This window comes from Lyngbya confervoides BDU141951 (genome assembly GCF_000817775.3).
Taxonomy (GTDB): Bacteria; Cyanobacteriota; Cyanobacteriia; order Thermosynechococcales; family Thermosynechococcaceae; genus Lyngbya; species Lyngbya confervoides.
This window is the reverse complement of the sequence record NZ_JTHE03000071.1, coordinates 17,130-32,050: the sequence shown is the minus strand read 5'-3', so window position 1 is coordinate 32,050 and position 14,921 is coordinate 17,130. Positions and strand designations below refer to the sequence as shown.

15 protein-coding genes are annotated in these 14,921 nt (G+C 55.5%); 11 read left to right on the top strand and 4 right to left on the bottom strand.

Annotation, left to right across the window (positions count from 1 at the left end; translation table 11 throughout):
* Positions 1 to 132: 132 nt before the first annotated feature.
* Positions 133 to 360 (bottom strand): type II toxin-antitoxin system BrnA family antitoxin, encoded by a 228-nt coding sequence (gene brnA / locus QQ91_RS12805; RefSeq protein WP_166282641.1) that lies wholly within the window; start codon positions 358 to 360, stop codon positions 133 to 135.
* On the bottom strand, positions 350 to 607 hold the full coding sequence (locus QQ91_RS12800) for a BrnT family toxin (RefSeq protein ID WP_250833350.1): 258 nt from the start codon (positions 605 to 607) through the stop codon (positions 350 to 352). Before QQ91_RS12800 ends, brnA begins: the two co-directional genes overlap by 11 nt.
* A gap of 416 nt (positions 608 to 1,023) precedes the next feature.
* On the opposite strand from QQ91_RS12800, the gene QQ91_RS12795 reads away from it, so the two are divergent.
* From QQ91_RS12795 to QQ91_RS12745, 11 genes are all read left to right on the top strand, one after another.
* Complete coding sequence (locus tag QQ91_RS12795; RefSeq protein ID WP_166282637.1) at positions 1,024 to 1,290, top strand: hypothetical protein; 267 nt, start codon at positions 1,024 to 1,026, stop codon at positions 1,288 to 1,290.
* Positions 1,271 to 3,310 carry a magnesium chelatase ATPase subunit D gene (gene bchD, locus QQ91_RS12790; RefSeq protein WP_166282635.1) on the top strand — a complete coding sequence of 680 codons (2,040 nt, stop codon included), beginning with the start codon at positions 1,271 to 1,273 and terminating at the stop codon, positions 3,308 to 3,310. Before QQ91_RS12795 ends, bchD begins: the two co-directional genes overlap by 20 nt.
* 115 nt (positions 3,311 to 3,425) lie before the next feature.
* Positions 3,426 to 4,718: an O-acetylhomoserine aminocarboxypropyltransferase/cysteine synthase family protein gene (locus tag QQ91_RS12785; protein ID WP_166282633.1), complete on the top strand. Its 1,293-nt coding sequence runs from the start codon at positions 3,426 to 3,428 to the stop codon at positions 4,716 to 4,718.
* 147 nt (positions 4,719 to 4,865) lie between these two features.
* On the top strand, positions 4,866 to 6,038 hold the full coding sequence (metX, locus tag QQ91_RS12780) for a homoserine O-acetyltransferase MetX (RefSeq protein ID WP_201277456.1): 1,173 nt from the start codon (positions 4,866 to 4,868) through the stop codon (positions 6,036 to 6,038).
* A 20-nt stretch (positions 6,039 to 6,058) separates the two neighbouring features.
* Positions 6,059 to 6,694, top strand: coding sequence for a CDP-alcohol phosphatidyltransferase family protein (locus QQ91_RS12775; RefSeq protein ID WP_166282631.1), 636 nt, complete (start codon positions 6,059 to 6,061; stop codon positions 6,692 to 6,694).
* Entirely contained in the window at positions 6,672 to 7,688 is a 1,017-nt protein-coding gene (locus QQ91_RS12770; RefSeq protein WP_166282629.1) for a phosphatidate cytidylyltransferase, read from the top strand. Before QQ91_RS12775 ends, QQ91_RS12770 begins: the two co-directional genes overlap by 23 nt.
* A gap of 29 nt (positions 7,689 to 7,717) precedes the next feature.
* Positions 7,718 to 8,353 (top strand): lysophospholipid acyltransferase family protein, encoded by a 636-nt coding sequence (locus QQ91_RS12765; RefSeq protein ID WP_166282627.1) that lies wholly within the window; start codon positions 7,718 to 7,720, stop codon positions 8,351 to 8,353.
* 23 nt (positions 8,354 to 8,376) lie between these two features.
* Positions 8,377 to 9,246, top strand: a complete 870-nt coding sequence (locus tag QQ91_RS12760; protein WP_166282625.1) for a class I SAM-dependent methyltransferase family protein — start codon at positions 8,377 to 8,379, stop codon at positions 9,244 to 9,246.
* A gap of 100 nt (positions 9,247 to 9,346) precedes the next feature.
* Positions 9,347 to 10,249: a helix-turn-helix transcriptional regulator gene (locus QQ91_RS12755; RefSeq protein WP_166282623.1), complete on the top strand. Its 903-nt coding sequence runs from the start codon at positions 9,347 to 9,349 to the stop codon at positions 10,247 to 10,249.
* 84 nt (positions 10,250 to 10,333) lie between these two features.
* Positions 10,334 to 11,461: a metallophosphoesterase family protein gene (locus QQ91_RS12750; protein WP_166282621.1), complete on the top strand. Its 1,128-nt coding sequence runs from the start codon at positions 10,334 to 10,336 to the stop codon at positions 11,459 to 11,461.
* Positions 11,462 to 11,546: 85 nt separating this feature from the next.
* A complete protein-coding gene (locus QQ91_RS12745) occupies positions 11,547 to 13,100 on the top strand; it encodes a bifunctional aminoglycoside phosphotransferase/ATP-binding protein (RefSeq protein ID WP_166282619.1) in 1,554 nt (517 codons plus the stop codon).
* Between the two features lie 73 nt (positions 13,101 to 13,173).
* On the opposite strand, the gene QQ91_RS12740 is transcribed toward QQ91_RS12745, so the two are convergent.
* Together QQ91_RS12740 and QQ91_RS12735 are read right to left on the bottom strand one after the other, a co-directional pair.
* Positions 13,174 to 13,839: an NAD(P)H-dependent oxidoreductase gene (locus QQ91_RS12740; protein WP_166282617.1), complete on the bottom strand. Its 666-nt coding sequence runs from the start codon at positions 13,837 to 13,839 to the stop codon at positions 13,174 to 13,176.
* 288 nt (positions 13,840 to 14,127) lie between these two features.
* The coding region (locus QQ91_RS12735) for a hypothetical protein (RefSeq protein ID WP_201277455.1) at positions 14,128 to 14,921 on the bottom strand (794 nt) is incomplete at its 5' end.

Sequence of the window (14,921 nt, the reverse complement as noted above, 5' to 3'; positions counted from 1 at the left end):
ATTGAGAATGACCAACGGAAAGTTAGGTGTCCTATTAACTCTAATTTGTCAATAAGGCTATTTTTCGAGGTGCCCTTTAGTTCATGGCCCTGACTGAGGATTTCAACGCTCACCTACTTATGAAGTCTCTTGTTAGACTACTTGTTCATCTAATATCCGTGCAATCCATGTCTTGATAATTGCCTGTCTATGCACTCCCAATCGTTGAGCTTCTCTATCTAAAGCCTCAACCATCCACACTGGAAAATCAACGTTAACGCGTTTAGTTTCTAATCCTGGACGCTTTGCAGAATTCAAATCAAAATATTCAAGAATTTCGACACCTTCATCAAATTTCGCATCTAGTTCTTCAGCATTCATAAACTTCAACCTCATCATCACGGGAACGCCGCACTGAAATAAGTCGGATGTTTTCGTTGCGGTAGGTAGCAATAGCAGACCAATATTTTCCGTCAATTTTACCAATCACCATAAAACGCGGCTCTGTCGTTGATTTAGCCTGGATCTCCACTCTGAGAGGATCGTTCCATAGTAATTGTGCTCGCTCAAAGTTTATTCCGTGTTTAGACTGGTTGCGTTGGCTTTTTTCTGGGTCATACTCAAACACCTCACACACTCCGGTATATTAGATATACCATCATTATACTTTTTATTGCTGTTGTGACTCGTGATCGTGTGCAATTCCGTCAATCTTCCGCCCTGTTGCCTGTCTAACTACGCTATGCACGGGACGCTCGAAACACGCTGCCGATAGCGCTTTTTAACGTTACCCCTCGCGCTCCTGATGGCTGGGCCGTTATTGGACAATCTACACCTTCGCCCCCTAAATCCCCCAATGTTGGCGGACTTTGACCTTCAGAACCCCCCTTTCTTGAATACCCCTCGGAACTATAACTTGGGGAGCAGGGGGGCGAATGCAGAGGCTGGAGAGACTTTTCAAACCGTCTCTGAAGCTTCTTTAATTGTGTTAGTACGCCGATGAACCACACTCGGATGGAATGGTTAAGAGGAAAGGCTCCGGCAATGAATACCGTAGGTGTATCGGTGATGATCGCGATCGCCACGAAACCGGCGATCAAGAGTGGATCATTCTCCTCCAAGCACCGCAAAGATGGGTTGCGGCCAACCCTCTATGGTTTAGAAACAACTGTGGGGTGTGGCCTCGCACTTGTGGCCACACCCCACTCGCCGCCCATGATTTTGCTCAGGAGCCATAGAAGCAGCAGGTGCTGCGATATGCTGGAAATCATCGACGCGCTCATCCTCGACCATGCCCGCCCTGAGTTCTAAACCAATCACAAGCTTTCCCCTCACCGCTGTGGTGGGTCAACAGGCCATTAAGCTGGCCCTGCTGCTCACCGCCATCGACCCAGGCTTAGGCGGGGTGGCGATCGCCGGTCGGCGCGGCACCGCTAAATCTGTCATGGCGCGAGCGGTTCACGCCCTGCTGCCGCCCATTGACGTAGTGAAAGGGTCCATCAGCAACTGCGATCCCAGCGATCCGGCCAGCTGGGACGATGGCCTGAGGCAGGATCTGGCCGAGGGCAAAATCCCCCTAGACAACGGCCAGCCTCAGCTGGACAGCGCGGTGATTCCGGCTCCCTTTATCCAAATTCCCCTTGGGGTTACGGAGGATCGGCTCCTGGGATCGGTGGACGTGAGCCAGTCGGTGAAGTTGGGAGACACGGTGTTTCAGCCGGGACTGCTGGCCGAGGCAAATCGGGGTGTTCTCTACGTAGATGAAATTAATCTGTTAGATGACCAGATTGCCAACCTGCTGCTGACGGTCTTGACCGAAGGCCGCAACCGGATTGAGCGCGAGGGACTGAGCTTTGAGCATGAATGCCGTCCTCTGTTTATTGCCACCTATAACCCCGAGGAAGGCGACCTGCGGGAGCATCTGCTGGACCGGATTGCCATTTCCCTGTCGGCGGATCAGGTGTTGGGAATTGACCAGCGAGTGAGCGCGGTGGATCAGGCCATCGCCTATGCCGACTCGCCGCAAAGCTTTCTAGATCAGTACGAAGAAGAAACCGATAGCCTGCGGACCCAGCTCATCCTAGCGCGGGAATGGCTCAAGGATGTGACCATTACCCATAAGCAAATTGAGTATCTGGTGAAAGAGGCGGTTCGGGGCGGCGTGCAAGGGCACCGGGCCGAACTCTTTGCCGTGCGAGTGGCCAAGGCCCATGCGGCCCTCAATGGTCGCACCGAGGTCACCGCAGAGGATCTGCGCCGGGCCGTAGAACTGGTGATTGTGCCTCGGGCCACGGTGATTGAAACGCCGCCGGATCAGCCGCCCCCACCCCCGCCGCCGCCGCCCCCACCCTCCTCCGAAGAAAGTCCAGAGGATCAGCCCCAGAACGAAGATCAAGACGATGCGGAGGAACCACCGGAAACCGACGACGCGCCGGAACTGCCGGAGGAATTTGTGTTTGACCCGGAAGGGGTGGTTCTGGATGATTCGGTGCTGTACTTCACCCAGACGGCTACCCGACAGGGGAAATCCGGGAGCCGCGCCTTAATTTTTTCCCAGGATCGGGGGCGCTACATCAAGCCCATGCTGCCCCGTGGCGGAGTAAACCGCATTGCGGTGGATGCCACCTTGCGATCGGCGGCTCCCTACCAAAAGGCCCGGCGGCAGCGCTATCCCCATCGCAAGGTGATTGTGGAGCAGTCCGACCTGCGGGTTAAGCGCCTGGCTCGTAAAGCCGGAGCCCTGGTGATTTTTGTGGTGGATGCTTCGGGGTCCATGGCCCTGAACCGGATGCAGTCTGCCAAAGGGGCGGTGCTGCGGCTGCTCACCGAGGCTTACCAGAACCGCGACCAGATTGCCCTGATCCCCTTCCGGGGCGATCGCGCCGAGGTGCTGCTTCCTCCCACGCGATCCATTGAAGCGGCCCGCCGTCGCCTGGAAACCTTGCCCTGCGGCGGCGGATCTCCCCTGGCCCATGGGTTAACCCAGGGGGTGCGAGTGGGGATGAATGCCCTCGCAGCGGGAGACATCGGTCAGGTGGTGATTGTGGCGATCACCGACGGACGGGGGAATGTGCCCCTGTGTACCTCCTTGGGAGAGCCCCCCGAAGCGGGAGAAAAGCCGGATATCAAGGGGGAATTGCTGGAGATTGCCGGGAAAATCCGGGCCTTAAACTTGAAATTTCTGGTGATCGACACGGAAAATAAGTTCATTTCCACTGGATTTGCCAAGGAATTGGCTGCCCAGGCCGGGGGGAACTACCATCATCTGCCCAAGGCCACCGATCAGGCGATCGCCCAGGTAACCCAGAACGCCATCAGCAGCATGATGTAGCCCCAGCCACCCTGGCACTCCAGGCCGTCGCTCAAGAGTTTGTAACATTGGGCGTCCCCGAAATCCTGAAATAATAAACTCAGCACACCGTCCAACTTCACACCCATTTCTTACGATGAGCGCGAGCTACAAGCTAAATACCCAGTGTTTACATGCCGGACAGCAGCCTGACCCGACGACCTTGTCCCGAGCGGTGCCCATTTACCGCACCAGCTCCTATACCTTCAAGGACACCGAACATGCTGCCAATCTGTTTGGCCTGAAGGAGTTAGGGAATATCTATACGCGCCTGGGGAACCCCACCCAGGACACCCTGGAGCAGCGCGTGGCGGCCATGGAAGGCGGAGCTGCAGCCCTGGCTGTGGCCTCAGGCACCAGCGGCATCTTCTACAGCATTATCAATATTTGCCAGTCTGGGGATGAAATTGTCTCGGCTCAAAACCTCTACGGCGGCACCTACACGATGTTTAACGACATCCTGCCGCAGTTCGGCATCAAGACCCGCTTTGTCGATATTTCTGATCCCAAAGCCATTGAGGCCGCGATCAACGACAACACCAAGGCGGTGTTTTGCGAAACCATCGGGAACCCTGGTCTGGAGGTTGCCGACTTGAAGACGATTTCCACCCTGGCCCATCAGCATGGCCTGCCGTTCATTGTGGACAGCACCTTTACGACCCCCTATCTGCTGCGCCCCATTGAGCATGGAGCGGATATTGTGGTGCATTCCCTGACCAAGTGGATGGGCGGTCACGGCACCGGCATTGGCGGCATTGTGGTCGATTCTGGCAAGTTCGACTGGACCTCCGGCAAGTTCCCCCTGATGAGCGAGCCTGATTCTAGCTATCACGGCCTGCGCTACGCCCATGACCTTGGTGACCTGTCTCCCCTTGCCTATATTCTGCGAATGCGGGTGGTGCCGCTGCGGAACTTGGGGGCCTGTATCTCCCCAGATAATGCCTGGCTCTTTCTCCAGGGCATTGAAACCCTGCACCTGCGAATGCAGCGCCATTCCGAAAATGCCCTGAAGGTGGCTCAGTTCCTCCAGGATCACCCTGCGGTGGAATGGGTAAGGTATCCAGGGCTCAAGAGCGATCCCAGCCACAAGGTTGCGAAAAAATACCTGAAAAAAGGCTTTGGCGCCATGGTGGTCTTTGGCATTAAGGGCGGTCAGGCCGCCGGTCAGCGGTTTATTGAAAATCTGGATTTATTCTCTCACCTGGCCAACGTGGGAGATGCCAAGAGTCTGGCCATTCATCCCGCCACCACCACCCACTCCCAGCTCAAGGAAGCGGAGCAGCGGGGGGCTGGAATTACCCCTGAGCTGGTGCGGCTCTCCATTGGGATTGAAGACATTGAGGATATTCTCAGCGATCTCAAGGGATCTTTGGAAAGCACGGCCCAGTAGAGACGGTGCGGCTGCGGGTTGGCTCAAGGGGATCTGCTAGCTCCTGGCCAGGGGGCAGCCGCGTCTTGGGCAATCCTAGGGGAGGATGATTTTAAGTTCTTTGTCTAAAATTTGAATAGCCCCGGTGCTGAAGTTTTTATCCCATCGTTGTTATCCCATGTTGTGATCATTCAGGTAGAATCCTCCGCGCGCGTCAGTATTGGCCCAGTTCAAACCCAATTTTTTGAGCTGGACTCTCCCTTTACCCTGGAGTCTGGTGAGCAGCTAGAACAGCTGCGCATCGCCTATGAAACCTACGGTGAACTCAATGCCGATGCCAGTAATGCCATTTTGCTGTTCCACGCCCTGACCGGAAGTCATCATGCGGCGGGATTTAATCCAGAGGTCAACGGCGTCGAGGACCTGTGGACCGATGAATGCCATGTGGGCTGGTGGGATCAGTTCATTGGGCCGGGAAAGGCCCTGGACACCAATCAGTTCTTTGTGGTCTGCGCCAACTACCTGGGGAGCTGCTATGGGTCAACGGGGCCAATTTCCATGAATCCCGCCACGGGGAAGCGCTACGGCAATGCCTTTCCCCGAATTACGGCCTGGGATGTGGTCAATAGTCAGCTCTACTTGCTAAACCATCTGCGCATCCATCAACTCCATGCAGTGATTGGTGGGTCCCTGGGGGGCATGCTGGCCATGCTCCTGGCGACCTTTTGCCCGAATCGGGTGAGAACCGTCATTCCCATCGCCACCGGGATGCAGACAACGATCCTCCAAAAAATTATGAACTTTGAGCAGATCATTGCTATTCGCAATGATCGCGACTTTAAAGAGGGCGACTATGATCTAGATCAACCTCCGAAGCAAGGGCTAGCCCTGGCCCGGATGATTGCCCACAAGACCTTTGTCTCCCTGGCCGATCTTGAGCGACGCGCCCGGCAGGAAATTACCAGCCACAATCTCATCGGGAACTTCTATGCTCTCAGCCACCCCGTGGAGTCCTATATGCAGTATCAGGGGGATAAGTTTGCGGAGCGCTTCGATGCCAATAGCTACCTGCGGATCATGGATTTGTGGCAAAACTTTCGGCTCCAGGACCTGCCGACGCGATTTCAAGATTGCGCCCACCAGCGCTATTTGCTCTTTAGCATTGACTCTGACGTGTGCTTTTACCCGGAGGAGCAGCAGGCCATTGTGGAAGAACTCAAGGCCCATGGCATTGATGTGACCTACCTGACGGTGCATTCTGAGCTGGGTCATGACTCGTTTTTGTTAGAGCCGGAATTGTTCAGTCCCTATATTCAGTTCATCCTGAGCGGGACGGATTAGGAAGGGGCAGAATAGAGGCCATGCCGAGTGTTTACCAGCTTAAGCCCGCCTTTCAACGAGGGTTGATGCCGCTCGTGGCCCAGATCCACGCCTGGGGCGTGAGTCCCAATCAGGTGACCCTGGCGGCCATGGTTCTCTCCGTGGGATCGGGTAGTTTGTTAGCCTGGGTTCCCCAACCCCGACTGATCCTGGCGGGCTTTCCGTTGGTCATGCTGGTGCGCATGGGACTCAATGCCGTGGATGGCCTGTTAGCCAAGCGCTATGGGCTAACCTCCCGCCTGGGGCTGGTGTTAAACGAGCTAGGCGATGTGATTTCCGATGGCGCTCTGTATTTGCCCTTTGCGCTTTTGCCCGGCATTCAAGCGGCTTGGGTTGTGCCGATCACAATACTGGCCATGCTCACGGAAATGACTGGAGTGCTGGGAGTTATGACAGGATCGGTGCGCGGGTATCAGGGACCGATGGGCAAAAGCGATCGCGCGGTGGTCTTTAGCCTCATTGCTGTGCTGCTGGCAGTGGGGGTTGCTCCTGGACTGTGGTTAAACGTGGTTTGGATGGTGCTGATGGGATTGCTCCTCTGGACAATCTGGAATCGTGGCTTAAGCGCGATTTATCCCCCGGTGGAGGGTGCTGATGTTACTCCTTCCTCCCCCTAACGTTCTGTGGACCCTGGTGGTTCTCTTGGCGCTGTTGGCGATCGCCACGCTGGCCATCAAGGGCTGGCAATGGACCCATCCCCAGGCGGATCTGGACTCTTTGCAGGCGCGAATGCAGTCCTGGTGGGTGATTTTAACCTGTCTGGGGATTGCCCTGCTCCTGAACCGGGGTGCGGTGGTGTGCTTTTTTGCCCTGGTGAGTTTTCTCTCGCTGAAGGAATACCTTTCCCTGATTCCCACCCGTCGCGTAGATCGACGGGTGTTGTTCTGCGCCTACCTGGCCATTCCAATTCAGTATCTCTGGGTTTGGACCGACTGGTATGTGATGTTTTTAATCTTTGTGCCCGTCTACATGTTCCTGTTTTTGCCCATGCGGATGCTGATCTCCGGAGAAACCGAGGGCTTTCTCCGGGCCATTGGGACGCTGCACTGGGGCATGATGCTGACGGTGTTTAGCCTGGGCCACATTGCCTATCTCCTCATGCTCAACCCTGCCGGAAATCCAGGGGCGGGGGGCGCGGGGCTGCTGCTCTATTTGCTGATTCTCACGGAAGGCAACGATATTGCCCAATATTGCTGGGGCAAAAGTCTGGGGCGCCACAGGATTGTGCCCACCCTGAGCCCCAATAAAACCTGGGAAGGCTGGATGGGAGGACTGCTGACCACCGTGCTGCTGGCGATCGCTTTGGCGCCTGGGCTGACGCCCTTTCCCTGGCCGGTGGCGCTGGTGTTGGGGCTGCTGCTGGCGATGGCCGGGTTTATTGGTGATGTCACCCTCTCGGCCCTCAAGCGCGATCTGGGCGTCAAGGACAGCGGCACCTTGCTGCCTGGTCATGGCGGCATTTTGGACCGCATTGATAGCCTCACCTACACTGCACCGCTGTTTTTTCACCTGACAGTGTTTTTCTACTTTCCCGCAGAGGCCCTCGCCCCAGGGAGCCAGAGCATCATTGACCAGCTGCTGCGATCGCTGTCGGATTTTCAGGGGTGGTAACTTCAAGGCAAGGGTATCTAGCTGAGGCCATGAATCGGAGTCTCCAAGGTCTATTTTTTCTCCTGGTGGTGCGTCCGGTGGTTTTATTGGCCCTGGGGCTGCGGGTGCAAAACCGCGACGGGTTGCCGGCCCAAGGCCCGGCGATCTTAATTGCCAACCACAATAGCCATCTCGATACCTGGGTGCTGATGACGCTGTTTCCGATCTGGACCCTGCCTCACCTCAGGCCAGTGGCAGCGGCGGACTACTTCTTTCGAAATTCCCTGTGGACCTGGTTTTTTCAGACGATTTTTAATGTCATTGCCATTGAGCGCCGCGGGAGTTCTCGCCAGCTCTTTAAAGCCTGTGGGTCGGCCCTAGCCCAGGGAGATATCCTCATTCTCTATCCGGAGGGATCGCGCGGCCTGCCGGAGCAGAAGCGCCCCTTCCAGACTGGAATTGCCCACCTGAGCCAAAAGCATCCCCAGGTTCCGGTGATTCCCATTTTTTTACATGGCCTGGGGAAAGCCCTGCCCAAGGGAGAAGCGCTCCTGGTGCCCTTCTTTTGCGATGTGGTGGTGGGATCGCCCCTCTACTGGACCGGCCAAAAGTCAAGCTTTATGGATCAATTAGAGAACGCCTTTACGAAAATCTCGAAAGACTGCTATCGTCCTGACTGGAATTGAAATCCCTTTTGCGATTGCCCCTGATGACTGTCCCTACAAATTCCGAGGCCACCCTCTTCCGTCCGCTTCCGGTTTGGCACCCCAAAGCCCTCTACTATGGCATCTTTCGCCTGCTGCTGCGGAGCGTGGGCCGGTTGTCTAAGGGCATTCGGCTGGGCCTGAATTACGGATTTGATTCTGGGGTAATGCTGGAATATGTCTACGGCAACCGTGCCCAGGGCACCACCTTTGTGGGGCGAGGACTGGATCGCCTCTACCTCAATTCCGTGGGCTGGAAGGGCATTCGCGAGCGCGGCCAGATTCTTCAGCAGGTTTTGCGGGAAACCCTGGATCAAAACCGAGCACAGCAAATTCACTCATACCTGTTAGATGTGGCCTGCGGGGGCGGGCGCTATGACCTGGAAGTTTTAGCCCAATGCCCCGCAGATTCCTTTAGCGCCACCCTGCGGGACTATCGACGCGAAAACATTGAAAAGGCCACCCAGCTTGCCCAGCAGCTTGGGGTAAGCGTTACCCTGGAGCAGGCCGATGCCTTCAGTGATGTTGCCCTAGCCCAGGTGCAGCCTGCGCCCAACATCATCGTTGTCTCCGGCCTGCATGAAATCCTGCCCGATAATGACTTGATCTGCCATCATTTTCGCCAGCTCTATGAGATCATGGCGCCCCAGGGAACGCTCATTTACACCATTCAACCCCATCATCCGCAGCTAGAGCTGATTGCCCGGACCCTGAACTCCCACACGGGGAAACCCTGGGTCATGCGCCTGCGATCGCTAGAACTCACCCAGGAGTGGGCCAGGGCTGCGGGGTTTGAAACCTTTGAAGTTCACCAGGGATGTTACGGAATTTTTGGGGTGGTGAAAACCTATAAGAACGCCACCCAGGTGCATTAATTCTGGGAAAGACCCGATATTTTGCGACAAAACTCTACTCGCACTTTTAGGACGGTTGACTTAGATTGGTGGGGTATTTAGGGTAGGGGAATCAGGGGTCGTGCAGAAGAAAGCCCTTGTTTTGGATGCAAAACAAGCCAATACCAGTGAGCAGGTATTGCCGGTGGCGCCGCTGCAAGCCAGTAATCCAATTTTTTGGAAAACCCTGCATGCGGAACTGCATTGCCAACCCCCCCATGAAACGCCCCTGCACACCACCCCCTCAACGGTCCTTTGTATTCAGCTAGGCGAAACGGTGGAAGAGGAATGGTGGATGGAGGGAGATTACCGGAAACAGTCGGTTTCCCTGACGCAAATCAGCCTTTATCCGCCTAACCTTGAGCGCAAAGTCCGCTGGCACCAGGACAAGTCCTTTCTGCTGATCTGCCTCCACGAGGACTTTATGGTGCACATGACCTCGGAGGGCGACCTGCCCTCACTGCCCAGGCTGGTCCCCCAGATCGGGTTTGATGATCCCTTTATCTGGGAAATGGGGAAGCTGTTTCGCGAAGAACTCTCCCAAGATCCCCGCGAAAATAGTTTTTATGTGGAGACCCTGGCCCTGGCCCTGGGGAGTTACCTGGCAGAGCACTACAGCGAACAGCATTTCCAAATCAAGCACGGCGGCGATCGCGGCAGCTTGACCACCTATCAGATTCGCCAGCTAGAGGACTATGTGCAGGCGCGGCTGGGTGAAAAAATTTCCCTGGATGATATGGCTGGGGTGCTGGATATGAGCGTGTTTTACTTTAGCCGTAGATTTAAAGACACCACCAATTTAGCGCCCTATCAGTACGTGATGCGCGCCCGCATTGAGCGATCGCAAACCCTGTTGCGCAACCATCCTGAGCTCAGTATTTTAGAGATTGCCCTGCAGTGCGGCTTTTCAAATCCGAGCCATTTTGCCAATTATTTTCGCAAATGGGTGGGCGTTACCCCCCGGCAATATCGCCAGGACTTTTAAGGCCTTGCGGGGAACGGTGGCGCCCCAGGCCATGGGCCCGATAGGCTACACTGCACAAGGACACCCGAACATGAATGCAATCAGATGGGACTCGACCTTCGGTTTGCCATCTTGAGCGATCTGCACATTGGCTTACCCCACACCCTGCACGACCATCCCACCCGCTTTCACCTGGTGGAATGGAGTATTCCGGCCCTGGAGACGGTGCTGGATCGCCTGGCAGGTTGTCCTTTGGATTTTCTGTTGCTGCCCGGTGACCTGACCCAGCACGGTGAGCTGGAGAATCATCAGTGGCTCGCTCACCGCCTGGGCCAATTGCCCTATCCAGTGTTTGTCATTCCCGGAAACCACGATATTCCTGTGCCAGAGGCAGATGGAACCGCCATTGCCCCAGCCACCTTTGCGCAAATCTACCGCGACTTTGGCTACCACCATGCTTCAGAACAGCCCAATTCCCCAGCACTGTACTACAGCCAGTCTCCCGTGCCAGGGCTGCGCCTGATTGGTTTGAACTCAAACCAGTTTAATCGGGCCGGTCGTCAGGTGGGGGCCCTAGACCTGCAGCAGCTGCGATGGTTAGAGGCGCTATTGCCGAGCTGTCGCGATGAATTTGTCCTGGTGATGGTGCACCACAACGTCCTGGAGCATTTTCCAGCGCAGCGCGTTCATCCCATTGGTCGCCGCTACATGCTCAAAAATTCGGATCCCCTGCTGAGGCTGCTGCGTCGTCACGGGGTGCAGGTGGTGCTCACGGGACATCTTCATGTCCAGGACATCACCAGCCAGAACGGGATCTTTGATATCACCACAGGCTCCCTGGTGAGCTTTCCCCATCCCTATCGGCTGGCCCATTTCTATCACAATCATCGGGGGGATATGATTGGAAACATTGAGTCGTTTCGGGTGGAATCTTTAGCGGAATGCCCCGATCTTCAAACCTATTCCCGGCAATGGATGGGCGATCGCTCGGAGTACTTTATGATGCGCATGCTCACCGAGTCGCCCTTAAATTTCTCCGAACAGGAAGCAAAGCGCTATGCCCCCCAGCTGCGGGATTTCTGGGCCACAATTGCCGATGGAGACCCCACCTTTGACACCCCGGAGTTTCCGCCGGTGCTGCAACGCTACTTGCAGACCTACGAAGCCCATCAACGGCAGCCCGGTGAGCCCCTGACCCAGGACAATGATACGGTGCTGCAGCTTCAGGGCTAGGAAAATTGGCTGGGCCTACCCTAGGTTTTTGGCGGCTCAATCCCTAAAATAGACGGGTCAAGGATGTGATGAATTTTTTACGTTTATGGATGCTTCTGTGCCCCCCCTGATCCAGCAAATGCTGGTGCCCAGCTTTTATGACCATGCAGTCGAAGCGCCCATTCAGCTCCTGCAAACCCACATTTCCTACGTGCTATTAACCGGAGACTATGCCTACAAGGTTAAAAAGCCTGCTAATTTTGGCTTTCTAGATTTCACCACCCTCGATAAGCGACACCAGTTTTGTCAGGAAGAGTTGCGCCTCAATCGTCGGCTTTCGCCGGAGATTTATCTGGAGGTGGTGGGAATTGGTGAACGTCAGGGACAGTATCAGATTCATGCCAAGGATACTGAGGCGGTTGAATATGCCGTAAAAATGCGTCAGTTTCCCCAGCAGGAGCTATTTAGCCAGCTCTTTGCCAAGGAGGCCCTGACTCGCCAGGATATGGAAACCCTGGCCCAGCAGGTGGCCCAGTTCCATGCCCAAGCCGCAAGCAATGCCGAGATTCAGTCCTATGGCACGGTAGAGGCGGTGCAGCAGGTGGACGAAAACAACTACGGCCTCAGCGAGCAGTTCATTGGCATTTCCCAGACCCAGGAGCAGTTGGATCAAACCCGCGACTTCACGCGCAGCCTGTTTCGAGATCATCCCGATTGGTTTACAGATCGCCTAGCCCAGGGCAAAATCCGTGAGTGTCACGGCGACTTACATTTGAACAATATCTGCCGATTCCAGGGACAAATCCAGGTTTTTGACTGCATTGAATTCAACCAGGAATTTCGCAACATTGATGTGATGTACGATGTGGCCTTCCTGGTGATGGATCTCGAATACCTGGGCCGCCCCGATCTGGCCAATGCCTTCTTGAATACCTATCTGGAGCAAACGGGGGATTACGACGGTGCTAAGCTGCTGCCGCTGTATTTGAGTATGCGCGCCTATATTCGAGGAAATGTGAGCTCTCTGGCCCTGAATGATCCCGCCATTGCCTCGGAGGTTAAAGCAGAGTTTCTGGCCAAGGCCAAGGCTTATTACCAGCTGGCCTGGCGCTATACTCAGCGTCCCCAGGGACAGCTTTTCCTGATGTCGGGCGTGTCTGGCAGTGGGAAAAGCACCGTGGCCCGGCAGCTAGCCGCAACGAAAAATGCGATCCAAATTCGCTCTGACGCGGTTCGCAAGCACCTGGCGGGCATTCCCTTGCAGGAGCGGGGCGCCCAGGCTCAGGACTTTGGCGGCGGGATATATACCCCAGAAATGACCCAGAAGACCTATGAGGAGTTGCTGCGCTTGGGCCTGATCCTGGCGCAGCAGGGCTGGCGGGTGATCTTAGATGCAAAGTACGATCGTCAGGATCTGCGAGAAAAGGCGATCGCCGCTGCAGCGGCTCAGGGGATTTCACTCCAGATCCTCCATTGCACCGCTGCCCCTGAGACGATTCGGGGTCGGCTAGATCAGCGGACGGGGGACATTGCCGATGCCACAGCGGATATCCTAGACCAGCAACTAGCCAGCTATGAATCCTTTAGCGAGGCTGAGCAGCCCTTGGTCCAGGAAATTCACACCGCACAGGCGCTGGCGCCGCAGCTGACCTCTCTTTAATGTTGCTGACAGGATGCACAGATCGGGGCTAACCGGTCAGGTTCGGAGGATCAAGAACCCGAGGATCGCTTCTCTAGAGGGTTTCAATCATTTCGTCCTGGGGGAAGCGCACTTTGGGGTAGTGGGCATAGGGATCGGCGGGATCGCGATACCCCACGGGGCAAACCACTGCCGCCGAGTATCCCTTTTCCGGGAGGCCTAGAATGTTGTCATACTGATCGGGATCAAATCCCTCCATGGGACAGGTGTCAATGCCCAGATGGGCTGCGCTGGTCATCAGTTGTCCAAGGGCAATGTAAACCTGGAGCTTAGCCCATCTCTGCTGCGCCTGCGTATCCATGCGCTGCAGGAAATCCTTAATCACCTTGGCAAAGGGGGCCAGGTCTGCTGCCGGAACCTGACGAACTTCTGCGGTGCGGGCAATGTAGTGATCCACATCGGCGTCGCTGACCTTTGCTTTGATGGCCAACACCACCAGATGTGAGGCCTCGACCACCTGCTTTTGTCCCCAGGAATGGGCCACGAGGGCTTCCCGCGTTTCCGGTGTTTCTACCACAAAAAACTTCCAGGGCTGCAGACCAAAGGAGGAGGGCGTTAAAATCAGGCTCTGCTCCAGGGTATGCCAGTCCGCCGAGGCAATTTTGCGGTTCGGGTCAAACTTTTTAACCGCATAGCGCCATTGCAGATGGGACAGGAGCTGGTCATTGGAGAGAAAGGTCGGTTGTTGATCATCGGACATGGAAGTCGCTCCGGAATGTTTGAGGCCACGTAGACTTTCCCGATTATAGGCAAGTCTATTCCGGGCTGCAGTATTCCCTGAAACGCGGAGGGCTTAGTCCAGGGGCGACTTAGGGGTGACCCAGAGCTTGAGGGGGCCTATTGGGATCAAGGGCAAAGGTGCCTGGGGAAAGGTGCCTGGGTGCCCAAGTTCTGAATAGGCCCGATGGGGTCTGGGAGGAGAGCTGAACGGTTTGTGAAATGGCGCGATCGCCTCGTTCAGACTGGGCCAGATTGCTCTAGGGCTTGACTAGCCTTTGAACCAATCCAGGATGCGAGTCCAGAGACTGCGCGAGTGTTTCTCCTTCAAGCGTTCCAGTTGTTCGAGAGCGGCTTGATAGTCTATCGGGTCAATCTTGGACTCGGCCTGGCGTTGCCAATCTTGGACCGCTTGTTCCAGGATGGCCTTTTCGGACTGCAGGGTTTCCACTTGCTCACTGTACGCTTTAAGCTGCTGCTTCAGGGTTTCCTCAGCATCAATGCGGTTTGTGGCCAGTTGTGTTTGCTCTTCCAATCGCTGCGAGAGATCTTCATAGCGTTGTTCCCAGCCCCGGACTTGCTCAATAAGCTGTTGAACCTGAGCTTGCAAAGCCTGATAATCCTCGGGCTGAATCTGGGCTTCGGCGGCTAGCCGATACTGCTCATTTTCCGTTCTGAGTGTGCTAATTTCAGATTCTAGTTTTGCAACCCGCGATCCCTGATCTTCGGCTTCAGTTTCCAGAGCCTCAAGCTCAGGAGCCTCGCTAGCACCAGGGTTTACGGCTGGAGCAACTGCTTCCTCAGCGAAAGACTCTAGATCTCCATCAACCTCAAACTCCGAGAGGGGTTCGGGTTCCGAAGGCGCTTCTGGTGCCCACAGCAGGTCTAATTCTGGTTCCGCTGCAAGATCTGTCTCTACGAAAAACTCTGATTCAACAGCAAATTCCGATGCCGCGGTTAACTCTGATTCCTCTGCTAACTCTGATTCTGCTGCAAATTCCGATGCAGCGGCTAACTCTATCTCCGCTTCAGGTTCTGTCTCGACGAAAAATTCTGATTCAACAG